This is a genomic window from Flavisolibacter tropicus, from assembly GCF_001644645.1.
Lineage (GTDB): Bacteria > Bacteroidota > Bacteroidia > Chitinophagales > Chitinophagaceae > Flavisolibacter > Flavisolibacter tropicus.
The window spans coordinates 1,822,889-1,847,272 of record NZ_CP011390.1 but is presented as its reverse complement, the minus strand read 5'-3'; the positions used below and the strand labels follow the sequence as shown (position 1 = coordinate 1,847,272).

Annotated in this window: 22 protein-coding genes and 1 pseudogene; 4 read left to right on the top strand and 19 right to left on the bottom strand. The window is 41.7% G+C overall.

Annotated features, from left to right (window positions below; translation table 11 throughout):
- Window positions 1–21: 21 nt before the first annotated feature.
- The 12 genes from SY85_RS07705 to SY85_RS07655 form a co-directional block, all read right to left on the bottom strand.
- Window positions 22–1,488 carry a M48 family metalloprotease gene (locus SY85_RS07705; protein ID WP_066403153.1) on the bottom strand — a complete coding sequence of 489 codons (1,467 nt, stop codon included), beginning with the start codon at window positions 1,486–1,488 and terminating at the stop codon, window positions 22–24.
- Between the two features lie 180 nt (window positions 1,489–1,668).
- On the bottom strand, window positions 1,669–1,959 hold the full coding sequence (locus SY85_RS07700; RefSeq protein WP_066403151.1) for a hypothetical protein: 291 nt from the start codon (window positions 1,957–1,959) through the stop codon (window positions 1,669–1,671).
- A gap of 205 nt (window positions 1,960–2,164) precedes the next feature.
- On the bottom strand, window positions 2,165–2,788 hold the full coding sequence (locus SY85_RS07695; protein WP_066403145.1) for a class I SAM-dependent methyltransferase: 624 nt from the start codon (window positions 2,786–2,788) through the stop codon (window positions 2,165–2,167).
- Window positions 2,789–2,893: 105 nt separating this feature from the next.
- Complete coding sequence (locus SY85_RS07690; RefSeq protein WP_148661134.1) at window positions 2,894–3,280, bottom strand: hypothetical protein; 387 nt, start codon at window positions 3,278–3,280, stop codon at window positions 2,894–2,896.
- 398 nt (window positions 3,281–3,678) lie between these two features.
- Complete coding sequence (locus tag SY85_RS07685) at window positions 3,679–5,367, bottom strand: T9SS type A sorting domain-containing protein (protein ID WP_066403141.1); 1,689 nt, start codon at window positions 5,365–5,367, stop codon at window positions 3,679–3,681.
- A gap of 569 nt (window positions 5,368–5,936) precedes the next feature.
- On the bottom strand, window positions 5,937–6,731 hold the full coding sequence (locus tag SY85_RS07680) for an ABC transporter ATP-binding protein (RefSeq protein WP_066403139.1): 795 nt from the start codon (window positions 6,729–6,731) through the stop codon (window positions 5,937–5,939).
- Window positions 6,728–7,513, bottom strand: coding sequence for an ABC transporter permease (locus tag SY85_RS07675; protein WP_066403137.1), 786 nt, complete (start codon window positions 7,511–7,513; stop codon window positions 6,728–6,730). Before SY85_RS07675 ends, SY85_RS07680 begins: the two co-directional genes overlap by 4 nt.
- 228 nt (window positions 7,514–7,741) lie before the next feature.
- Window positions 7,742–9,508, bottom strand: a complete 1,767-nt coding sequence (locus SY85_RS25920) for an OmpA family protein (protein WP_226999044.1) — start codon at window positions 9,506–9,508, stop codon at window positions 7,742–7,744.
- Window positions 9,509–9,763: 255 nt separating this feature from the next.
- On the bottom strand, window positions 9,764–10,750 hold the full coding sequence (locus SY85_RS07665; protein ID WP_066403130.1) for a hypothetical protein: 987 nt from the start codon (window positions 10,748–10,750) through the stop codon (window positions 9,764–9,766).
- Between the two features lie 243 nt (window positions 10,751–10,993).
- Window positions 10,994–11,608 (bottom strand): hypothetical protein, encoded by a 615-nt coding sequence (locus tag SY85_RS07660; protein ID WP_066403128.1) that lies wholly within the window; start codon window positions 11,606–11,608, stop codon window positions 10,994–10,996.
- Window positions 11,609–11,637: 29 nt separating this feature from the next.
- Complete coding sequence (locus SY85_RS25610; protein WP_158512945.1) at window positions 11,638–11,811, bottom strand: hypothetical protein; 174 nt, start codon at window positions 11,809–11,811, stop codon at window positions 11,638–11,640.
- Window positions 11,812–12,287: 476 nt separating this feature from the next.
- Window positions 12,288–13,238 (bottom strand): NmrA family NAD(P)-binding protein, encoded by a 951-nt coding sequence (locus SY85_RS07655; protein WP_226999042.1) that lies wholly within the window; start codon window positions 13,236–13,238, stop codon window positions 12,288–12,290.
- A gap of 323 nt (window positions 13,239–13,561) precedes the next feature.
- On the opposite strand from SY85_RS07655, the pseudogene corA reads away from it, so the two are divergent.
- From corA to SY85_RS07640, 3 genes and pseudogenes are all read left to right on the top strand, one after another.
- A pseudogene (gene corA, locus SY85_RS07650) lies at window positions 13,562–14,532 on the top strand (magnesium/cobalt transporter CorA).
- Between the two features lie 126 nt (window positions 14,533–14,658).
- Window positions 14,659–15,507 (top strand): bifunctional helix-turn-helix domain-containing protein/methylated-DNA--[protein]-cysteine S-methyltransferase, encoded by an 849-nt coding sequence (locus tag SY85_RS07645; protein WP_066403125.1) that lies wholly within the window; start codon window positions 14,659–14,661, stop codon window positions 15,505–15,507.
- A gap of 57 nt (window positions 15,508–15,564) precedes the next feature.
- A complete protein-coding gene (locus SY85_RS07640; protein WP_066403124.1) occupies window positions 15,565–16,278 on the top strand; it encodes an alpha/beta fold hydrolase in 714 nt (237 codons plus the stop codon).
- 80 nt (window positions 16,279–16,358) lie between these two features.
- On the opposite strand, the gene SY85_RS07635 is transcribed toward SY85_RS07640, so the two are convergent.
- The 3 genes from SY85_RS07635 to SY85_RS07625 all read right to left on the bottom strand — a co-directional run bounded on the left by SY85_RS07635 (window position 16,359) and on the right by SY85_RS07625 (window position 17,825).
- Entirely contained in the window at window positions 16,359–16,775 is a 417-nt protein-coding gene (locus SY85_RS07635) for a VOC family protein (RefSeq protein WP_066403123.1), read from the bottom strand.
- A gap of 55 nt (window positions 16,776–16,830) precedes the next feature.
- Window positions 16,831–17,286, bottom strand: coding sequence for a helix-turn-helix transcriptional regulator (locus SY85_RS07630; RefSeq protein ID WP_066403120.1), 456 nt, complete (start codon window positions 17,284–17,286; stop codon window positions 16,831–16,833).
- Between the two features lie 146 nt (window positions 17,287–17,432).
- The gene (locus SY85_RS07625; protein WP_148661133.1) at window positions 17,433–17,825 is read right to left on the bottom strand and encodes a hypothetical protein; all 393 of its coding nucleotides are present in this window, start codon (window positions 17,823–17,825) and stop codon (window positions 17,433–17,435) included.
- 246 nt (window positions 17,826–18,071) lie between these two features.
- On the opposite strand from SY85_RS07625, the gene SY85_RS07620 reads away from it, so the two are divergent.
- A complete protein-coding gene (locus tag SY85_RS07620) occupies window positions 18,072–19,970 on the top strand; it encodes a propionyl-CoA synthetase (RefSeq protein WP_066403112.1) in 1,899 nt (632 codons plus the stop codon).
- A gap of 75 nt (window positions 19,971–20,045) precedes the next feature.
- Here SY85_RS07620 and SY85_RS07615 read toward each other — a convergent pair whose 3' ends face one another.
- The 4 genes from SY85_RS07615 to SY85_RS07600 all read right to left on the bottom strand — a co-directional run bounded on the left by SY85_RS07615 (window position 20,046) and on the right by SY85_RS07600 (window position 24,374).
- Entirely contained in the window at window positions 20,046–20,477 is a 432-nt protein-coding gene (locus SY85_RS07615) for an ester cyclase (RefSeq protein WP_066403109.1), read from the bottom strand.
- A gap of 154 nt (window positions 20,478–20,631) precedes the next feature.
- On the bottom strand, window positions 20,632–21,519 hold the full coding sequence (locus SY85_RS07610; protein WP_066403107.1) for a dioxygenase family protein: 888 nt from the start codon (window positions 21,517–21,519) through the stop codon (window positions 20,632–20,634).
- A gap of 417 nt (window positions 21,520–21,936) precedes the next feature.
- Window positions 21,937–22,692: a hypothetical protein gene (locus SY85_RS07605; protein WP_066403099.1), complete on the bottom strand. Its 756-nt coding sequence runs from the start codon at window positions 22,690–22,692 to the stop codon at window positions 21,937–21,939.
- A 134-nt stretch (window positions 22,693–22,826) separates the two neighbouring features.
- Complete coding sequence (locus tag SY85_RS07600; protein WP_066403096.1) at window positions 22,827–24,374, bottom strand: lipase maturation factor family protein; 1,548 nt, start codon at window positions 24,372–24,374, stop codon at window positions 22,827–22,829.
- Between the last annotated feature and the right edge of the window lie 10 nt (window positions 24,375–24,384).

Below are 24,384 nucleotides of genomic sequence, written 5' to 3'. Positions count from 1 at the left end.
GTTTATTGGTCTGTGTATTATTTACTTTTTAATGAAATGGTCTGCAAACTCACAGTACATACTTGTAGCATGATTGGCGGTGAAGGATTTAGCTGCTACCTCTTTTGATTTGTCTGTGGCTTCTTTATTCAAAATGGTATAAAAGAAGCTCTTTAAGTTGCGGGCATCTGTTGGTAACTGTTGCCAGAAGGCCTGTTCTGTCAGATTTTTATAATACTGTTCCAGCATTTCCCGGGGTATTTGCTCCAGCATGGTTTGCAGCTCGTAATAGGATTGAGAGATGTATTCTTTGGAGGTTACATTAATGGAGTTGAATCGCTCTAGTTGAGCGTCGGAAAAAGCTAAACCAGAAAAAATATTAAACACCATAAACTTGTACCAGGCGTCTGTGTCGCCTTTATCCATTTCCTGGAAGGTCCGGTAGAGACAGGCAGTAAGGTTGCGGTTGTCAAATGTATTCCAGATGATCATCTGGTTAACTTTTTTCACTAACGTTGCTGGAATGGGTAAGGGGGTATAGTTAGCTGTAGTAAATGCTTTTGTATTTTCATAGCGGTGAACACAGTCTGGGTGCGTTTTTAGGGAATCAGCCAACTCGTTTGATTTTTTAAAATTGTAATTCTTTGACGAAAGGCCTTTTGTTCGTTTCTGCGTCCAGCTATCTTCAAAAGGTAAGTTGAAAACTGTAAAATATTCTTTTACAGGCTTGTTCAATGGTTGCAAATATTGCAGATCCGCACTGTCCAGGCGAAGGAAGTATTTTGCATCAAAAGCGATGTTGCTGTTTTTCAATAATACTACTGCCAGAGAATCGGCATCACTTTCACTGTACCGGTTGTGGCGTGTGCGGGAAAAGGTGTAACCTTCCATCAGTTTCTTTAACCGGCTATAGCGTTCATATTTTGAATCGAGTACTTCATTGAGTGATTTTTTGTATTCGTCAGAAGTAAGCCATTCAGCACGCTCTTTCATGGATTTATCGGCATGACCAAGAATATCATGTGAAAGCTCGTGTGCTATTACTAAGGCCACCTCTTCCTGGCTGGACGCAAAAGCCAGCAGTCCTAAGTTTACGGCAATGATGCCACCACCAATCGAGTAGGCGTTTACAGCGGCACTTCGGTCTATTAGGAGGGTTGGCTTTTTAGGAAGATACTTTTGATTGCCTTTGTGCAGTTTATCAACAATGCCATCTACAAAATTGTATACTTCCTTTTCCTGGATGAAGTTTTTATTATCAATTCCATTTACAATAAATGCCGTACGCCCATCCCAGAACTCCTTATACTTCTTTTGTGTCTCCTTGTTCTTATAGATATCTGGTACTGTCCATTTGCTTTTTAACGAATCACGGAGGCGAATGTTTACGGTGTGGGATAGATCCTGGTAATTATATGGATTAGGGGCTTGTGCCTTACCAATAGTAGTATGAAGGGAAAGTAAAAATTGTATGGAGCTGTACAGGAACAGCCGTTTACCTGCAATCATTTTCACAGCGTTAATTTTGGTTACGGAATCGGTGGTAAAAGTAGGGAAAAATGTTAATGTGTTTTAACATGCCCTAACATGTTAGTATATAACAGCTTCTTGTAGGTAGAATGCTACATGCAAACCCTTGTATTTATATTTTACATAGCATTTCTGAAATGCCTTGTATGTAGTTTAATCTTACTCTATTGTATACGAGTGAAAAGTATACTTCTCCTTTTCAATCAGTACTTGTTTGTAAATTTCTAAACCATTTGGGTCGCCATCGTAATCAGCTTCAGTGACTTCATAGCCTTCTTCTAAATCTATAGGCGCCCAATGATGATTTCTAATAAATTGGATAGCTATTTTCTCTGCAGTATCAAATGTGTCAGATTCTACAAAACAATTCACATAAGCGCCAGCAATTTCATTGACACCGGGATTCTCGTCGGTAGGTTTTACGTGCATCATTAATATAAATACCGGCATAGTCTTCGTTCTGATTATTATTGACTTCGTGCCATTACAACGAAATATAAGGCTGTCAGTTTGTGCCTGACAGATTTCATCTTGCAGTTGTAACAGCTATCGACTTGCCATAAATAGTGAATTTATTAGAGATATACAAGCCTGTTGAGTAGAACCATTGTACTATTTGTGCTTACGTTTTAAGGGAGGCTGCCGCTAATTGTATCTATTTCTTTTGTGCTACAAATCGAATGACAGATCCAAGTCCATTATGAAATAGTCCCTCTGTTAGTTCAATCTCAGTTTCTTCTAATTCAATAAAGTGATAATTGGCAAAATCTGACCTGATTTCCTCTATAGAGAACAAGGATGCCACATCTTTTGGGCCACCCACATTTTCATTCTTTGATAGATAGTCAATATGTTTTTTGCTAAAAGCTTCAAAAATGACGATGCCGCCTTTGCGTAAATACTTGCCAAGGTTTTTATGATACTGTGATTTAATATCTGCCGGGAAATGGGCATAAATAAGCGCTATGGCATCAAACTGACCTTGGCTGTAGTTTAGGGTTTCCAATTCACCCACCTGGTAGTCAATGCTTACATTATTAGCATCGGCTAGCTTTAAAGCTTTCTTTTGGCCTTCCATACTGATGTCAAAGGCTGAAACTTTCCAGCCAAGCTTTGCAGCAAATACAGCATTTCTACCTTCTCCTTCTGCCGGAAATAGGATAGAGCCAACTGGTAGTTTTTCCAATTGCTCTTTTAAGTAGTTGTTGGGTTGTTCGCCATAAGCAAACGCTTCAGCGCTATATCGTTCATTCCATTTGTCGATCCAGGTTTCTTCCATGTTCTAAATAATTTGTGCCGTTTTAGTCTTAGTGATTTTTCTGTAGCTGATTTACTGGTTGAAAATAATCAAAGTTGGTTGCTATGGATACAAATAGAGGTGCATCTAATATCCTTCTTTCCGGACTCTCTCTTCTTCTTTCACTTTCTCTTTTAGTTCATTTTTTTTGTTCACATAGGTTTTATATTGGGTTTCGTTAAGAACTTGTTTTAGTTCGGCGTCCTTTGCCCGCTCATTATTTTTAAGTGTTTGGATTTTTTGTCTTTTGCCTACAGTACTGTTTTTTACCTCTTCCGTTTTATTGGCATATTTTAGGTTGATATCCTGTATTTTGGAGGCTTGTCCATCTGTAAGCTGAAGATCTTTTTTCATCCATTCTGTGAGCTTAGTCGCCCGGTATGTAGGTGACTGCATTGTGTTCTGTGCATTAACTGAAATGCTTAAGAATAAAAACATAAACAAAGTAATGAGTTGAGACAGCTTCTTTTTCATAAACGAAATAAATAAGTGGTTAACAACTAAGCCCATTCCTACTTTTATCGGGTAGGTTCAGTTAGCAGGGTAGATGTGAATGACAAATGATGTTGAATTCAAAAGGAAAGGAAGTAATAAAAAGGGATGGATAGGGTAAAGGTAAAATGTCGTTTACTAATCTACGAAATTTGAGAATGTGGGAATATTGGCTTTTGGCTTTTTTATACGATGGCTTATCGTGTGATCATTATAGCAGGTATTTAAATACTGCATTGCTTTAGACAAAAGCTTATTTATAGGCAAATAGCTCATCAATTGCCAAAATATAATTCCGATGATAAAGTACTCTTGTCCTTTTAAAGTGTAGGTATAGCTGCTTTAACCTCTCAAACAAAGTGGAACTTGAGAATGCTTTATTAGAGCTTCATCAATTTTGTTTTAAGAACAGAATTGTCCTGATTGATAGCCTCAACGAAATAAATGCCTTTTTGGTTTAAACTAGTTGCAGGAATAGATACAATATTCGATCCTTCAACAAGCATGTGTTTTCCTGAATAAACTCTCGTGCCGGAAGAATTATAGACATAAAAGTTTGCCATGTCTTTTTTATTGCTATGATAGCTGATCATTATATCATCTTTGCCTGCGTCATTTAAAACGCGTATAAAGGGCTGCTGGCTTTCCTGATAAGAAATGAAAACTACAGGGGAGGATTGGCTGGAGCCTTGCTTATCTATCAATTTAAGACGATAATAAGTCTTTGTTACATTTTGTACTTCCGTGTATTGATAGTTGCTTATACCAGTATTTGTTGAAGGAGGGTAAACTGCAACCAGGCTGAAGTTTGTTCCATCCAGGCTTTTTTCAACAAAAATCTGTTTAACAGATTCATTGTTTGAAACCGTCCATGCCAATTTTGTTTTTCCGTTTTGAGTATTACCAGAAAATTGGGTCAGCTTTGCATCAAGCGGAGTGAAAGTTAGTAACGGGCAGTTGGTGTTGGATGGCGTTAAAAAAGCATTCATGTACATGCGAATGCCATTAATTTCTGCGGCTTTTGAAGGATCGAAATCATGATTGCCTACATAAAAAACAAGCCCACCTTTACCATTGAAATGTTTGGATACACTAACGCCGATTGCCATTGTATCCGCTAGGGTGCCTTTAAAATGACTATGCTGGTTGTTGATAGTTGTTCCAATAACCTTCCAGTCTCTTACGCTTCCCCCAGCATTTCCATCATAGTTTCCTTCATATTGAGAAAGGCTCAGGTCGGGATTAGGGTACGTATAATTTGTTCCTATTGTGTTAGTGACTTTAATGCCACCCGTTGTTTGAAAACGACCAAGGCTATTATTCTCATAGTTATCTATGGCATCACATTGAGCTAAAAAATTGCCACCTTTTGTAACAAAATCTTTAATGGCATTTATGGCATTGTTTACAGCAGTTCCCGTTTTGCCATTGTGTGGTTCAGAAGCGAATGTGAAGCAATTAATTAAAAGGTCGGTGCCCAGCGAAGTTGCATAGCTAATAGCGGGTATGGCGGCCGCTGTCATATAAGCCAGATGAATGTTTTGATTGCCGCCATCTGTTAGTATTGCTGCCTTGGGGCGAAACCCCGAAAGATCATAACGTATGTCTACGTTTGTTACATCGGCCGTTAATCGAAAAATAGTGGGACGATTTAATCCTGTCAAGGAATTAGCTGCATAAAACGCGTCGATTAGAAAAGCTACCCCTGTTGTGTCTGATGCAAAAATGACGAATGGTCCCGCTTTGAAATTTTTAGCGGCCCCAGCAGCTACCAGCGTAGGTTTTATGGTTTCAGCAGTTCCGGTAAAGTCGATGCCGTCTTTCGTTTTCCCAGCTTTGATAGCCCATTTCACTCTAACGTTGTTATTCAATAAATAAACAACAAGGCCATAGGCTTTTAAATTAAAATTGCCTGCACTGTTTAGCTGCAAGGTGTTGTCCATGGCAATAATATAGCTTCCAGAGGGCAAGGTTTGTAATTGAGGAGTGGGCCCAGGGAGATCAGTATTCTGAGCGTGCAGCAAAAGAGTGATAAAGCAAATGGATACGGTCAGTATGGTCTTTATCATAATCTATAGGGTTACTGAGAAAAAAGATTGAAGGGGAAGCCTCAATCAGCCTTTTTCAAAGTTCAAACCTAATTAGTAAAAGCTGTTTTTGGGGCTTCAATTATGTTTTTCTTTCATAAGATATTTAATACTATGAATGTATTGGTAGGGTTTTGTTTAGGGGCGTATATGAGTGAAAACCTTTATGGTCTAGGTATATTGGTTACAACGATATAGGGTAAAATACTTATTGTTTAAAAAGTGAAAATGCCTAAAACGTTTTGAATGAGGTCGCAGCAAAACTCGGCAGCCTGGCAATATGGATTGCTGACACTAATCCTGCTAATCCTTTCTAAATCCCACTCATCTGCGGTCTTCCTTTCCTCTGTGCGCAAACTTCTCTTTGTGCTCCTTTGTGCCTTTGCATTTTTGCGGCCCCAATTTGCTCTGTGCCCCTCCGTGCTCCCAGTGCCTGTGTGGTTCCTATCCCTCTTCGCGCTCCGGTGCGCTGTTAGCAGCGTACAGCGTTAAGTGTGCAGCTTTTAAAAGCCCCCGTAGAAACAGGGGCTCTTCAAATTAAAACCAACGAACTAGATACAGCGTTTGATCTCGTCGACAGTATCTAAAAAGGGTTTTGTTTTCTTGATATCTTTTTGCCAGGCCAGGCCACGCTCTATTAAATCGATCTCTTTTTTGATTGTTGCACCTGGTTGGCCATTATCCGGACCAAGTATGAATACCGTATCTGAAATGGCTACCGCAGTTTCAATGTCGTGCGATACGATGATCAGTGTTTTTAGTTCATCCGAAAGAGAGACTTGCCTCAATAGATCCACTACCTTATCCAGTACGCATACATCTAGGCCTGAGAATGGCTCGTCCAGCAAAAGGAAATCGGCGCCCTTGAGCAATTGCTGAATGATGCTTACACGTTGGCGTTGACCACCGGAAAGTTGTTGCGGGTACAACCATAGGCACTGCTCCAGATCAAATTGAGTAACATAGGCTGCCATGGCTTCTTTTTCTTTTCCTCTTAGCCTGGTGTTTTGTTTGGCGGCCAATAGTAACGACTGCTGTATGGTGCGCCATTCAAACAGGTAGTAGTTCTGGAAAATAACACCCATGTCGCCTGCTTTTACTACCTGGTTATCATGTATGGTAATAGACCCTGATGTAGGTGTTTGTAATCCCGCCAGCAGTTTGAATAACTGTGTTTTGCCAATGCCACTTCGGCCAATGAGTGATACCACCTGTCCTTGCAGGCAACCGGGGCGTACTATGTTTTTGATTTGGAAGTTGATGTCGCGTAGAATGAGACGGCTATCATATTGCAGGCTCAGGTCTTTTACAGACAAAATCTCTTCTTCTTTTTTATAGGTCATCATGCTTTATGTCCTCCATTGAGTTTTGTATAAGGGAACAACCAATGACGGACAGTCCCTAATAAATAATCGAAGCCAATACCAATGAGAAAGATCACCAGTTGTATGGCTAATACATGCGTCAGATCGTTATACTTATTGTATTTAATTAATAAAGCGCCAATACCACCTTCGCTCATATTCAGTCCTTCAACCAGGGTGATCATCAACCAGGCAATGGCAAAGTTTTGACGTAGGATCTCTAACACCTGGTCGGCCTTGCCAACAATGATCACTTCATAAAGTGTTTGCCAGTTATTGTAACCCAGTGTCTGGCACAATTCATACTCCTGCCTGTTGCTGTTAAGAATTACCGATAGGAACGAGGTGACGAAAAAGGGTACGATACCGAATATTAGTAGTGATAGCTTCAACTGGCTGCCGTCTTTCGTGAGCAACGTAAAGATGAAGATCAAACCGGTTAATGTGAGATAGCGACACTTGACCAGGAATTGCGCCATGCCTTTGAAAAAGGGGACTACAGACAAGTAGGCAAATAATAAGGTTATCGCTATCGAATATAACATAGCCTGTACTGTTAGTCCCAGGCTAATTAGTGTATTGTCAAGTAGCTGGCGGCTGCCTAACATTGAGACAAATGCCTTAGCCACTTTCAGTGGTTGGGGTATAAGCCCGTTGGAAGCAGTATGCCAGAACAGTAAGGCTAGTATTACCTGCAACACCACTAAGGTGATGAAAGATTGCTTGCTTAATTTGGCAAAGGGTTTAAATAATGTTTGAACCATAATGAAGAGTTTTGGAATGTCTGATTTATTGATCTCTGATGTCTGATCAAAGTGTTTGATTTTGGAATTTGGTTTTTGGTTTTCCTTTTAGGAAGGAGGGAAGGATCACAAATGACCTTTTTTCTCACGTATCACCTTTCACTTCTCATAGCTCCCTTCTCACAGCTCAGAGCTCATAGCTCGTAGCTTTTCTCTCACCATTCACTCAATCCTTCCTCTCCCCGTTCATTACTCACCCAGCACAATCTCTACACGACGGTTCTTGCTTTTTCCGCTTTCGGTGTTGTTATCAGCAATCGGCTGACTGGCACCATATCCTTTTGTTTCAATTCGGGCTTCTTTTAAGCCTTTCTTCAACAAGTAGGCTTTCACCGCATTAGCACGTTTTTCAGAAAGTGGTATGTTGATGGCATCAGAACCATTGTTGTCCGTGTGGCCATACACACCTAGTTTTAAACCTTCCGCCACTACAGCACTTTCAAAAATCTCATCAAGCATGCGGTAAGATGACGGATGGATGTTAGCCGACCCGGTCTCAAACACAATGCTGTACGATTTAGACGATACAGCTGATGTGATCTGAGAAGCATATTGGGCTTCTATTGATTTACCTTCTAACAGCTCAGGGTGGTTAGAGATCACAGAAAACAAGAACGACTTGTCTACCGCCTTTTCATAAGGCATGAATGAAGGCATAATGGCTGGATACATTTTTACCATCAGGTTACCAAACGTGTTGTATACAGCCTTATAGCGGTCTACCTTATCATTACCCAAGCCATAAGTATTGGCCATGTCGGACAGGTTGAACACGGTAGAACCACCAAGGTTAACTTTCAGGCCCTGCATATCTGTTTCTTCCACACCATTGTAATACTTCAACCAATACTCGGGTGTTTGCTCCTGGTACACTTGTGCACTTACTTTAGCGGCAAAGGCCTTGGCTTCGTTAAAGGAACGTACCTGGTCGCCTGCCATAGCTAGAGCGATGATCATGTTCTCTACATCAGTACGGTGATCATACGCCCACTTCTTAATGGCGATGGTCTGGTTAGGCATTTGCGCTGCATACTGTTTGGTGCTGGCTATGGTTACCAGTCCACCTTTCTTGGTAGCCACGTTCACGTCGCCTGGCGTCCAGGTTGCTACCGCATCTACACCAATCGTAGTGTCTTTACCTGTAGTACGGCCATTCACCACAATCTTTCTCTTTTCAGAATAACCTGTAATGTACTTGTTGGGTGCATCCAGGAAGTCGTTGGCAGCAATGATGTTAATAGCTTCACGGTCATATGTAGTCTCATCAGGGTTTACTTTCAGGCCGTTGTCGCCAGCCCATTTCAACAGGATGTTGATGTCACCATCACGCAACACACCGGCTACTGCCTTACCAATAGCATTGTGTGGATCTTGCTTCCATGACTGTGGACCCATAACCTGGTCTTCACCATACGACTTACCGTGTGTTAAGGGCAGGATGATCGGCTGATATTCTGGTCCTAACGGTTCCAGTTCTTTTGACAGCGCGGTCATGAACGCAGGCATACCGTCGCCCATAAACGTAATCAACACACCAGGCGTATTGGAACTGGATTGATACTCCTTGGCAAACTTTACCAGGTCAGCCATCTGTTTGTTACAGTCGTCCTGACGTACATAGGTAATGTCTACATGAGCTTTGTCAAACAAGGAGCCTCTTGTGGTGCGCATACCACCATTGGCATACATTCCAGAGAACTGGCTGTTCCAGGCCATTCGTTCCCATGTAATTTGAGAACCACCGTTGTTAGCCGGCTCGGTGGTTGGCAAAGGCAGTTTTACGGCATTAGTACTTAATGAGGCTTCAGCTACATCGGGTAAGGCTACCTGGCCAATGGCAATGGAGTCGCCTACTTCTTTAGGTTGACGTTGATACCATCGAATGGCCAAAATGCCTGTTGTTACAATAGCAGCGATGATTAATAATTTACCAGCGGGTTTTAATTTGATTGTCATTGTATTTCGTTTTAATTGGTTTAAACTATTTTGGTTTTGTTTGGACATGGATTGGGCTCCCGGCTGCATCACCCTGATTTTTCACCAGTGGCGACGCTCCGTTCAGCAATAGGAATGCTATTGAGCTAAACTTATTTTACATGGGTATTGGCGGCGCAGCGAAGGATTGATTCAAATTCCATTGAGTTAACTGTCCTAACCTTTGGAATTTGGATTTTCCTATTTGGATTTTCCTTTCATAGGGCGCCATGAACTCTAATCAAGCAGTCCTCTGTAGCGGTCAGTGATATTGACATCTTTCAGGTGACCGCCTTCTTTGCGGAGAGCCTGTTTCGTGTAGTTGAAGTCGGACTGCATATCAAACTGGTTGATCAGTTCAATAGCCTGTGCGGACTTGGCCTTGTCCTCCAATACACGATCATCCATAAAGCGAGAAGTGACATCGATGGCCGACTTGATGTGACCGATCTTTTCACCGATCTGCGTTTTCAGTAAAGCCAGGGCTTTCTCTGCGTCACGGTTCAATTCATCATCACCTTTGAAAGCTTTCATGGCACTGCTTACGGCCGACAAACCTGTGGTGACAGAATAGTATAAGTCTTTCTTGGCTTCCAGATCCAGTCTGGCATCTTCCAGCATGATACCACTCTCATCATACGCCATGTCGGCAAACTTGATCAGTTTGGTCAGGTCACCCACAATGGGAGTTACATTGTCGATGTACTCTCTACAGCGCAACACATTGTTGGCATAGAGATCCAGTTGACGATTGTTGCCACCTTCCTTCTGCAGGATCTTTACCTTCTGCACATTCAATTGCAGTTCCTTCTCTTTGGTAGTAAGCTTGCCCATTAGCTCGCTTTGTTTACCCTTCAATTTTGCCGATTGTTTATACAACGTTTTACGGTCGTAATATCCCTGATCGATTTTCATTTGCAGGATGGCAAAAGGGTTAAGCTCAATGGCCAGACCAATGGTGTAGTTGGCAATAAACTCAGAGAAGTATTTTATAGCTCTCCAGAATTTCTTGTTACTTACAATCATTAATATAAAGCCAAGGATGGCGCCACCTATGATCAGGTTGACAAGGTTCCAGGTAACGGTTACCATCCAGGGTAATACGTAGGTCAGGAAACCATAGGTAAGTCCTGCTACCAATGATAAGCCCACAACGGTAGTGGCTACATTCTTAGGCTCCGAGAACCAGCCCGGTGTCTTTTTGTTTTCAATTGTTTGTATCATGTTTGTTGTTTTAATTGTTATAAAAACTGTTGCTCATTTTTGTTTGTTCAGGCATAAATTCCAAATCACAAAATCCAAATTCCATAAGTCGCTCATTATTCATCACTCATCACTCATCACTCATTTCTCATTTCTCACGGCTCGTAGCCTCTCACTCACCACTCAACACTCAACACTCGCCACTCACCATTCACGATTGGCTGTTTAATGCTTGCAGCGTGCAGCTTGTAGCTTGCAGCTCTTTCACTCAATATGCTGCTCGATCTTCTCCATATCCACCTGTATCCTTCGCTTTCGCTCTTCCGATTCCGCTGCATAACCTTCGGTGCTGTGGTATATTTTTTCTTCGTTTTCCTTGATGGCCGCATCCAGTTCCACGATGCGGTTTTGCAGTTCGGTGATCTCTTGCGACAGCTGCTGAATGCGGGCCGCTTTCTCTTTTACTTCGGCCTGTTTGGCCTGTATTTTTTCCTGTACGGCCTGGTCAATGGTGCTACGGAATGCTGTGGCATCTGCTTCTAGCAAACGGATGTACTCGTTGGCTGTTGAAAGCAGCTTTTGCTTATCCAGGCCTTGTACGGTCAAGCCGGCAAACGCTGCTGCATACCGCGCTTTTTCATCAGGAATGACGCTCATTACATCCACCATTTTGGAGAACTCGAAATAATCGGGTCCTGGAATGTTGGCTTCCGCAAACAGCTTGTCAAAATGCTGCTGAAACTTGCCGGTAGATGCCGGATTCGTACCATTACTAACAGGTGTAGAAGTGTTTTGTACTGCTGCCGGCGGCTCGGACGATTCTTTTTCTTTGTCCGATACTTCTACAAAGGCCGACAGGATCTTTTTGCCAATGTTCATTGTTGTTGGTTTTAAAAGTGAACAAACTCCTAGCTCCAAAAACTGATGTTGGTAAAGAGGTCTACCTCTTTCGTAACACTGTTGGTTTTGGGAGCAATGGCTTTATTGGGCGCTTGTTCAGCGCTTTTATATGTTTTAACGTGATGAAAGAGGATAGGCAAGGCAATAGCTATCACTACGATCATCACATGTTTCTTTTTCATGTTGATGATAGTTACTTTTTACTGTGACCGTTGGAAATAGAATGAGTGGTGAACCGGACCTTTGCAGGTCACTCGTTTAACTCGGTTGAATCTTTGACTGGGTGATTACAGGATGGAGATTTCCGGTAGTAGTTTCACTCGTTGACGGCAACGGGTAAATTAAGCATCCAGAATTTTTTGTTCATTTTACATGGGAGATATACTCCGATTGATTGAAGAACCAAAGTTATATAGTGGCTAAATCGGGTAGAAGAAAATCCGATATGAGTGGTGTTTTTTCTTAGCCGATCGGTAAAGTATGTGTGATGAGCGGCAAAATAAGCGGATTGGCGTAAAAATAGCTTGCTGAGTGGATTGCTCGGCTGATGAATGGTAGGAGGGGACTGATGAATGGTAGTAAGAAAGTAAGGGTTAGCTTTTGCTTTTGATAGCTCTTTGAAGGAACCGTGTAACGTAAAAGGACATACGCAATAAAATTACGATACGCTTTTAACCAGTATTTCTTTTACAGAAGTCCAATGGATGCCAGTGTAGCGTTCATTGTCAAGAGGTAAAAGCTTCGCTTTCCCTGAAAGCATGTTGTGCAGGTATTGCATACCCTGCCAAGGAGGGAATACTTCTTTTTTCTTTGGGAATAAGGTACGCGTAATGGAGATCATGGATTGCAAGTTGTTTAAGCTACCCGCTCTGAGTAGCCGAAATTCTTTTCCAGTGGCTTTGATGGCCGATTGCTGAAGCCCCCTGACGTTGGTTACTTCTCCTGCAATACGTAAATAGCGTGGAGTATTGTAGTCGATAGCTGCACGGGCTGTATATTCAGCTGTATTTTCCATTGTAGTAAAATCAAGTAATTGATCTGCATCTCCCCAGTAAACAACGCGTTTTAATCCAAAAAGAATAACAGGCGCTTGCCCAGTCAGCAAGTTAGTAAACATGCCATTCAGGATAGAAGTAGCGCTGATGGGTGCTTGGTCTAAGCGTTCATTAAACTGCTTGCGTAGATCCAGGTTGCGATTACTGCCATAAGAGAGTTTGGTATAATCGATACAGTAATCGGATGGAATAAAACGTGGAACACCTGCCTCCAAAGCAGCAGTGAGCAGTTGTGTTTGTACATCAATCATAACATCCTCTAATCCATTCAAGGCAGACACAAGGCAAGTGCCGCCCTTGCAAGCTTGCTTTAATTGCTCCGGGTTGTTGAAGTCTACACTTATGATCTTTACTTTTTGCTGTTGCAAAGAAGGCAGCCGGTCGCTCTTGCTTCCTTTACGTACCAATGCTTTCACCACAGCTCCATACTTAACAAGATAATTGGCAATGCGGTGTCCAAGGTCTCCAGTGGCACCTGCCAAAATAATGGTGGGATTTCCAGGGGCAGATGTAGCTGTCTTGCTTGTTTGCGGCATATTTAATAATTGTTCCATAACAGACGAATTATGTCTAACTGCACTACTGTATGATTTCAACTAGTGCTTCCTTATTACAAATAAGATAGTAAAAAGTTCATGCCAGTTGGTAAAGCCTAAACTTTAGTTGATTGCCTTGTGTTTCAAAAATGGATAATATGCGTATTGCTGTTTTCGCATTTCCCGTTCCCAATTTCTTCATCATTCATCAATCCTTGTTCCTTGTTCAATATTCTCTTCGCTTACATCAGCTAATTATCACATCAGCTAATCAGCTAATCTTTTCCCAGTCCTTGATGAGCCTGTAGAAAAGTGGTAATTTTAAGTAAAAGGTTGCTACGATGAGCGCTGTGATCAACTGTGCCGCTTATTCCAATGGTCGCCGTATAGCCGATGCCAAAGTCTCAGATATTAATCAAATCCTTCAGCAAAAAGATAAGTTTGTTTGGATAGGCCTTCATGAGCCCGATGAGGAACTGCTCTTGCAGGCACAACATCAATTTGGACTGCACGATCTGGCTATAGAGGATGCCCATCATGCTCATCAACGCCCTAAGATTGAGCTCTATGGCGAAACGCTTTTTATGGTAATGCGTACCGCTTTCATGAACCAGGGACATATCAATTTTGGGGAAACACATTTCTTCCTTGGCTCCAACTTTCTTCTAACTATCCGTCATGGTTCAACTATTTCGTATGGTACAGTACGCTCGCGGTGCGAGAGCACACCTCAGTTGTTGGGCAAAGGACCCAGTTTTGCATTTTATGCCGTTATGGATTCCATCGTAGATCAATATTTTCCTGTGGTGGAAGAGTTGCAGGAGGAATTAACCCGATTGGAAGAGGCGGTATTTAGTAAAAAGCCTAACCGGGAAACCACAGAAGAAATTTATCGATTGAAACAAGAGGTTGTTGAAGTAAAACGGGTAGTATCTCCTCTAATTGATATGTGCAACCGGTTAATTCGTTTTGACTTTGTCCATATTTCGGAGGAAACAAGGCCTTACTTCCGCGATATTTATGATCATGTGATGCGCATTAATGAAGTGGTGGATAATACTCGTGAAATGGTTAACAGTGTCCTGGAGGTCAACTTTTCACTGATATCTATTTCACAGAATGAAGTTTCAAAAAGTTTGCAGGTTGGGCTGCTATTATAGGTGTACCTACTATGGTAGCTGGCATTTATGGAATGAATTTTAAATTCATTCCAGAGTTAAACTGGCATTATAGTTATCCGGTGGTCTTAGCTTTAACCCTTGGCGCATGCATTTTGCTGTATCGGCAGTTTCGACGCTCTGGGTGGCTGTAATGGAAAATCAAATTCTATCATAGTTGCATCCTTTCTAGAAAGAAGTTGTATACTCACTAACTTAGCAAGAATCGGGTTTCCCGTGGCCCTTTCGCAAAATAGTTTTGAGGTATAAATGAATCAGCAATGAATCAACAAGAGAACATCAATTTCAACCGCATTGCCGATGCTATTGAATATCTCTCCCAAAACTTCAAAGAGCAGCCGACACTGGATGATATTGCACAAAAAGTCCATTTAAGCCCCTTCCATTTTCAACGTTTGTTTTCAGAATGGGCTGGTGTGAGTCCAAAAAAGTTCTTACAGTTCCTGACCGTTGATTATGCAAAAGGTCTTTTAAAAGAAACTGGTGCTAGTTTGTTTGATGCAGCCTATGAAACAGGACTTTCCGGTACTGGGAGACTACATGATCTCTTTATTAATATAGAAGGAATGACACCGGGTGAGTACAAAAATGGTGGTGCTGCACTTACCATCAATTATAGCTTTGCTGAAAGCCCTTTCGGAAATATTCTGGTAGCCTCTACATCCAAGGGTATCTGTTATTTGGCCTTTGCTGATGATGAACGAAACGCCTTGCACGAGCTTCAATGCCAGTTTCCGAATGCTGTATATAAACAAGTGGTAGATCTGATGCAGCAAAATGCCCTCCATATATTTACGCACGATTGGAGTATGCTGGATCAAATTAAACTTCATTTGAAAGGAACAGCGTTTCAATTGAAAGTATGGGAGGCACTTCTTAAAATTCCAGTGGGCGGTCTGTCCTCTTACAGAGCCGTAGCCTCAACGATCAATAACCCCAACGCGCTCAGGGCCGTTGGATCTGCGATTGGTCAAAACCCTGTTGCTTTTATCATTCCTTGCCACCGGGTTATTCAATCATCTGGCAGCATTGGTAACTACCATTGGGGAACTACCCGCAAAACGGCCATGATTGGCTGGGAAGCAGCTAAAGTATCTACTGTTGTTTAAAGGTTTGGGTTGAAATCTCTTTCTGATTTTTCCAGTTTTACCGCATAATAAATTAGCATGAAAACGTTTATTCTTATTCATGGTTCTTGGCATAGTGCCTGGAACTGGCATCGCATAGTTCCTCTTTTGGAAAAGGCCGGTCATAAAGCCATTGCTATTGACTTGCCCGGCATGGGTAGAGATAAAACTCCCATCCAGGAAGTGAAAATGAAGTCTACCGTTGAAAAGATTTGTGCATTGATGGATAACATTCCTGGTAAAGTTATTTTGGTTGGGCATAGTAAAAATGGGATCATGATCTCTCAGGCTGCTGAATACCGACCAGATAAAATAGAAAAGCTGGTTTACCTGGCAGCCTATTTAATTCCCAATGGTAAAACACAGCGAGAGTATTCAATACAAGATACCGAGGGCTGGCTGAAACCTTACGTGACCCAGCATCCAGAAACAGCCTCACATACTTTGCAAAACGAGATCTATAAAGAAGGCTTGTATCACGACTGTGATGATACCATTACAGAATTGGCAAAAGTCCTGTTAAGCCATGAACCAGTTGAGTCTGGTATTACACCACTCGAGTTAACAGATGAAAACTTTGGAAGAGTGTCAAGAGTATATATAGAGTGCACAGAAGATCGTGCCGTTACACCATTTATTCAAAGAAAGATGTATGCTGAAACACCGTGTGAAAAAGTATATCAACTGGCTACCAGTCACTCCCCTTTTTTCAGTAAGCCACAAGAATTAGTAGATATCCTAATTCAATTGTAGGTGAATAGAATAATTATAGTGAGTGCTGCTTGCCATAGAAAGGGTCGTTGTTTAAGCAAGCAGCACTTAATAAGTTTGGATCAGCCTTCCTTCTTTTCACCCAATGAAAACCAGTTGCCTGAATCATCAGCAAAAAGAGCTTCATAGCCATAAAATTCTTTTGTTGGTGGCTTTTTAAAGACAACACCCTTTGCTTTTAATTCTTCATATGTTGCATTCAGGTCGTTACACTGGAACACGCCAAAGCCAAACGTTCCATTCTTAACCAGTTCCCGCATTTGGGCGGCTGCTTCGCCTTTAAACATCATACCTTCTTGAATAGCCATTAAGGATATTTCAAGCTCGGGTTGCTCGGGTGGACAAACGGTTAGCCATCGCATGCCGGGTCCCATGGATGCGTCTGTGTGTACTTTAAAGCCCAGTTTGTTTACATAAAAATCATAAGCACTGTCTTGGTCCAAGACAAAAATGCTAACGTGGTTCATTTTTGTGATCATTGTTATTTTCTTTTTTATTCTTTCAAACAATGTCACAAATCTCACTAGGGAATGATTATGGCACTTCTTGAAAATTGCTATTTTCTGTCCAGCCCTTTTGTGCAGCAAAGCAATGTGGAATAAACCCGAGGGGCTGTGTTTTGATCTGTGCCTGTCGCTGGTGATACCACTGTTGGTAGGCAGACGGAGTTTGACCTACCTGCTTTTTAAATAAGCCCGTAAATGAGGTAAGACTGTCAAAGCCTACCTTAAAGCAGGTATCAGTAACAGTAAATCCATTACTCAAATAATGTTTTGCTTTCTCTAATCGCACATATGTCAGGTATTGGTGAGGCGTTCTACCATAAATGGATTTAAAAAGCCGGATAAAGTGAAACTTTGAGAAGTAGGCCTCGTCGGAAATATTGTCCAGATCGATACGCTGGTCATAATTGCTATCTATAAAAAGTTTCGCCTTTACAATGCGATTGTAGAGATAGTACTTGGGATATGTATTATTAGGTTTAGACAATTAGAAATGTATAATATGCAAGTGTGCTAATATACATAAGTTTTAATGCGATGTTGCTGTATAAACATGATACGGGGTATTAACAATGTCTTTCTAACTCAACTCTGCTATATGTTATAAAAATAGGCTGAGAAAGAAAAGGCCTATTAGAAGTGTATGGCAATGGATAAGGCAGGTATAGAATGTGTTTCAATCTTTGTGTAGGATTTTAATGGGTGTTGTTGTAATTCAAAATAAGCATTGAGTTGCCTTGCTTTTCGTTTGTTGCGTCCAGAAGCCAGAAAGAGTAAGCCACTACTGATGAAAGAGATAGCGGTGCCTCCTACAAGAACAGGTAGTGTGTCAAATGAAACGTCACCAGGTGCTGCTACGGCTACCAGGGTAACACCTAAGCCTAAGAAAATAAAAGCTAGCGTTTTTTGATCCTTACTATTTTGAAGATAATCCTGTTTGGTAAGTGAATCCCGTGAAGTTGTTTGCTGGCTGAAAAGGGAAGAAGTGACAAAGAGAAACAGCATGCAAAATGACAGCTTTCTCATATGCGGTTGTTTGATTAGAAAGTTACAATAACTTACTATAATCCGCAACGTTAGTAAGCTTGTTGTTTTTTATTGATTTTTTAGAAATAATGTACCGTAATCAGACTTTAAAATAATGTTACAGCGTGCCGATTGATGCCAGAATGCACATGTCTTTGGCTATGCTGTGTTTTTTTAGCTAATGAAATGGTATCAGCTTTTTTCTCTTTCATTTTGCTTAACTTATAGTAGAAACTATTGTAAGCTATGAACTATAAAGAGTTTTATCAGTATAGCATTGAGGAAAAAGAAAAGTTCTGGGCCGAACAAGCTCGATTGCTGAAGTGGTTTAAAGAACCAACGACTATTTTAAATAAAGATGAAAAAGGGTTTTATCATTGGTTTGTCAATGGTAAAATGAATACGTGCTACCTGTGTTTAGATTATCAAATAGAGCAGGGAAGAGGAGAGCAAGCTGCATTAATTTATGACTCGCCAGTAACTGGGGTTATAAAGTCCTATACATACACCGAGCTTAAAAACGCCGTTGCCCAATTTGCCGGTGGTTTACACAGTCTGGGTATTACAAAAGGCGATACTGTAGTTATCTACATGCCGGTAATACCCGAAGCTGCTATTGCTATGTTAGCCTGTGCCCGCATTGGGGCTATTCATTCTGTGGTGTTTGGAGGCTTTGCACCACATGAATTAAGCATACGCATTGATGATGCACAACCCAAAGCTGTCATTTCAGCCTCCTACGGAATAGAGGTGGATAAAGTAATTCCCTATAAGCCATTGGTGGATGAAGCTATTAATCTATCACAGCATAAGCCTGCTTATAAGATCTTTTTCCAGCGTCAGCCGGATTATGATAAGCTGAATGGCAACGATGAGCTTGATTTTTTAATTGTGCAGAAGAAAGGAACCCCTGTAGATTGCGTTCCGTTGTTGTCAACTGATCCTTTATACATCATTTACACGTCAGGCACTACGGGCAAACCAAAAGGTGTGATACGGGATAATGGTGGTTATGCTACAGCCCTCAAATTCAGCATGATCTATTTCTATAACATTAATCCGGGTGATGTGTTTTGGGCCGCCAGTGATATTGGTTGGACAGTTGGGCATTCCTATTTGATTTACGGTCCATTACTTCATGGATGTACAAGCGTAATGTACGAAGGCAAACCTGTGAAGACACCAGATGCGGGCGCCTTTTGGCGAGTTATTGAACAACATAAAGTACGTAGCCTGTTTACTGCACCCACAGCCATTCGTGCTATTAAAAAAGAAGACCCTGAAGGGAAATTGTTGAAGAAATATGATCTGAGCTATTTTGATACGTTATTCCTGGCTGGCGAACGTTGTGATCCTCCTACCTATCATTGGATAAATGACCTGCTGCAGCGTCCTGTTATTGACCATTGGTGGCAAACAGAAAGTGGTTGGCCTATGTTGGGTATCATGACTGGAGTAGAGCCTCTGCCACCTAAAGCCGGATCAGCAGGACTTCCTGTTTGTGGTTATGATGTTGAAATATTTTCGGAAGATGGACAGCTGCTTGAAGAAAACAAAGAAGGAGCGGTGGTGGTGAAATTACCCTTGCCACCAGGTTGCTTACCTACGCTTTGGAAAAACGATGAACGATTCCGGAAAGGCTACTTAGAACGTTTTCCCGGTTATTACCTAACAGGAGATGGAGGTCATAAAGATAGCGATGGCTATTTCTATATCATGGGTCGTATTGATGATGTGATCAATGTTTCTGGTCATCGCTTAAGCACAGGCGCCATGGAAGAGTTGGTGGCCATGCATAATGACGTAGCGGAATGTGCTGTTGTAGGTATTGCAGACGAACTGCGTGGGCAACGGCCTGTTGCGCTGGTGTTATTAAAGGATGGCGCCGTAATAGAAGAAGAAAAGCTGGAAACAGAACTCATTGGTTTGATAAAGAAAAAGATAGGCGCACTGGCTTGTTTTAAGAATGCTGCCATTGTAAAACGCTTACCCAAAACACGCTCTGGCAAGATCCTTCGTAAGATCATTTGTCATATTGCCGATGGCGTAGAATACGCTACTCCTTCTACCATCGATGATCCGCTGATTCTTTCAGAGATAGCAGAAAAGCTAAGGGCACGGAAAATAGGTTTGGCATTCCAGTAAGAATTATTCCAGAAGTAGTAACAAGTTGCATGTTAGCAACCCTTACAAAGCTCACTCATAGGAGCTTGATGGGTATTAATGGCTTTCTGCCATACTGGACTGTGAAGTTCCAAGCTGAGTCATCAGGCCAGGTATATCCATCTGCACCCAGTTTTCAATAGCCTTGCCATTCTCAAACTTCCACCAGTCAATGTAATCAATCCTTACTTCCTTGTTGGTGGCTGGTATGCCCATGAACGAACCTTTATTAGTGCCTGTCATATAGCCTCGTGTAGCAACTTCGTCACCTTCAGCAACCATTTTTTGTACATGTATTTTCAAATCTGGAAATGCTGTTTGGAAACCTTTTAATATTTCTTTAAAACCTTCCACGCCAGGTTTCTCATCAAAGGAAGCATGGTGTGCAAATTTTGATGAAATTAATTGGTCCATGGCATCTGGGTTTTTTCCGGGAATAATTTCGGAGAACATGCGCTCGACTAGTTGTTTGTTTGCTTCTGCGTCCATAATAGTTGATTTTGTGAGGTTAAAAAATGAAATTTAATTTTGCTCTTGTATTTAAATACTCAAAAGGAAATACATAACATTAAACAGGCTCTTCTATCGTTGTGTCTCGGAGCTGAGGCCTTCAATGGAGATACAACTTAAATACAATAACTATCTACGAATACTTGAAAGCCTTAACTCCTGTTTCCTCACATTCTGTTGAATGCTCTTTTTGGAAACAAACATTTACTTCACCATTCGTTTGCAGTTCAAAGCGAACCGCATTATCGTTTGCCGAAACAAATTCATTATTGCCTTTGTAGGCCAGCACGGCTACTATTTGGCCATTCAATTTCATAAACAGCGAATCTCCTTCTCTATAAAATTCTCTTAGCGAGTTGTTGTTCATTTGGTAAACACCACTGATTTTTTTAAAAACGCTGTCGCTTGGTTTGAATTCCTTTGCCATTACAACGTCAAACCGCACTATCTCTTCATTTTTGTTGTTTTTAGTAATGGGTAAAATTCTGCTTGCGGCATGAGGATTAGAAGCGTAGGGGTCTTTTTCGATATGAGAGTCGCCCTTGAAATAGATCTGTGTGACCAAATCCTGCTGCCCCTCTCCGGAAATACGCATGTGAATGTGGGCCGGACGGTAAACATTTGATTGTTCACTTATCTTATAGGCAACCGGGTGGGCGGTAATGAAATGATACTTTCCTTTACTGTCCGTTTTTTGCAAACCTCTGTATTTGTATGCATCAGACGTGTTGTCATAGACTTGGTTTTCGTCACATTGCCAGATTTCTACCAAACAATTCCCAAACGGCGTTGTCCCGTCTGCTCTGAATACCGTACCAGACAGATGAAACACGCTACCTGAATAACCTTCTGGGCTTATATTGATTCTCATGGGAGCGTTTGGCCGGTAGTATGGTCCCAGGATATCGGTAGTTGTAGGAGTATCTCCAATAAAGCGGTCATTGATCCAATGAATGGAGCCAAAGACGCCTACACCTAAGGCTATCGTGCCTGTGTCCTTGAGGAACTTTCTGCGTTGCATAAACGTAGCTTTTAAGTTAAGAAGAAGTGGGGCAGTCTCTCAGAGGCTAATAAACTAGGGCAGTCTTCAATGTCCGTAATTAATGAATGGCTTCTCTATGCTGGAAGGCATGACGCACAGTACTCTAATATACGCAACTACTTGTTTAATTTTCAATGATTTTCTGTGGGAAGTCTAACAAGTTTATAGATTCAAAACACTGGTGGAAAACTATCTAAATACTTAATTCTAAAAGGTGGAACGCCTTTTTTTCAGCCGATTCTCCTTTGCGTTGCTCTTGTGCGGCTGCAGAGACTCGGCGTTTTTCTGGGATGTAGGTTTAATCTGCATGTGGCATTAGGCTGCTACTACACGGCCGCCGAGTAAACGCCCACAGTACAAAAGCTAAGAAGTGAGGCTCAGCGGGCATATGAGGGCTTATTTTAATTTTAAACGTTGTAATCCAAGAGGGAAATAATACCTGTAAAAGAATTTATCAGATAGCAGAAATCGTCTCCTATTATCAGCAAAGTCTTTCTGTAAAAAAGTCCAACTCTTTCCTTTATTAAAAGAAATAAAGTAATATTCGGTCAAAGTTTCCTGGTCTTTGCAAACTATAACCGTTGCCAGATTGTTTTGATGACGTTCTTTTAGTGAATATTTTTTGCCCCCGAATTGAAAGACTTCATTGTGGCTTGGGAGGTTATCATTGCTGAAATAATTTTTAATAATCAAACTGCGCTGTGCTGAGTCTTCTACTGTCTTGAAGTTACGGCCCTTGTTTACAGAAATGAGAACATGAGAAGCGGTCTGGCAGATTAATGTATCAAACCGTAGATAAGCATTTTGAATGGATTGGTTAATAGTTGAATCAAAATTTATCAAGCTCCAATTCTTGCCACCATCTTTAGTTAGGTATAATACAGGCATCATAGCAGCGGAAAGGCCAATGGTTGCACCTGTATTTCGACTGAATGTAAACCCACCAACAACACCATTATTTTCATTTTCGAAGTATATGGCCTTATCAATTGATTTTGGTTCATCGCTTATGCCTTCTCCTGCAATTGTTTCCCACTTCGAATTATTACAGCTATAAATGATGAGAAGAGTAAGTAAATACTGGATTGTTTTATTAATAGCGACGGATTGCATATTGTAGCTGCTAATTATCAAATATACCCCATTGTTCAATTTTTATTGAGTATCAAAAGATAATTGAACAAGCTTGCCCTTGAAAAACAATAGTCGTAACTTGAAATAAGCAACTTTAATAAAGGCCGTATGGGTACTTGTAAACGGCAATTATTTTCTTAATCTTTTACCTGTCATTCTATCCATTCCTCACTCTTAAGAAAACTCAAAAGACGCCGATCATTTACATCCATCGGTGGCAGCCAAAGTCCAAGTGACTCCCTGTTCCAAACAAGACCTTCCGAATTGCCGGGCTTGGCGAAGCTATAGCGGTAAAGTACAGCGCGGATATAACGTGGTGGCTGCTCTGGGAATGGATTGCCGGCAAACAAACCTATAGCACCAGGATCATTATGCAGGAGTTTCCAGACCAGGTGCACCGTCCAGGGATAGTCGTTAGGTGTGGACATAGAAGCAAACCACATTTGCCAATCTAACCGCAACTGGTACGGCGCTATTTGCGGCGATCGTCGATTGAGCTCTACCGGTAGCCCTTTGTAGATATAGGGCTTCCAAATGGCGTTGTTGCTAGTGTCTGCATCCATGGTTCCTTCAAAGACCACATTGTAACGTTTTCGTCCCACGGTACCAAATGCACCATAGGTGTTGACCAGGTCCAATGGGTCGAAATTGGTATTCATGATTTGTCTTGGTGAAAGCATGTTGGTAATAGGCCGTATGCTCAAACACCCAATAAGTGCCGTCACCACCCAGGCAACATTGGTCATGGACTGCGATTCTATAGCAAGCGCTTCTGCTTCTTCCGCCTTTCTAACAAGCCGACGCGGTAATATCCTTGCCCAGAGGCCATCATCAAAGCAGGCTAATGCGGGAACAATCGTAAGCCAGTTCAAAAACGAGAGATTACCGCTTAGAATAAGATTGATCTGAAAGAGTACAATAATGCCTCCGGCTGTATGGCGTGCTAAGCGCGGCCAGAATACAAACCAGGGCGCTACCAATTCGGCCAGGTGATTAAACCAAACACCTGTTCGTAAAACAGAATGAGGCAGAAAATGAAACGTTCTACTCAGAGGCCCGGGTATAGGTTGGGTTTCAAAATGGTAATAAAGTGCAGTAGCATTGCGCCAGATCACATCGCCGCGCATTTTGATCAACCCGGCGCCCAGCATGATGCGGAAGATCAACCAGCGGAATAAGAGGATGACAGGGTAGGGCGGCGGGCGTCGTGGAAAGGGACGCATATCTAGTAGCGGGCAAAGAAAAATGGCCAGGAACCCGGTTTCCGTTAACTGTATTTCCCAGCCGTACCCATACCACTCTTGCCCTACATGCACAAACGACATATAGAGGACCCAAAGAGCCACTAGAATTAATGCATTGGCATATCCTGCGGTTACTAAGCAGGCCAAAATAAAACCTACCCAGGCCACAGTTATAAGCGCTGTGTTGGAATGCCAAAACCAAAAGAGCGAGGGCAGGCGCATAAAACCTGCCGTATCGGAGCCAAGCGCATTACTTACACGCTTCAGATACATTCCTACAGGTAATAATCCTTTAGAACCAATCAGCGGGAGAATCTGATTAATGGCAACCAGGAAAGCAATAGCGTAGTTGAGTCCTAGCAAGCGCAAGATAACATAGCGCGTAAGCCAGTAAGTGGGGCGTAGTCTTCGTATACTTAATGTCCCTGATGTATTCCAGTTGGTTGCAACTTCCATTGTGCTTTGA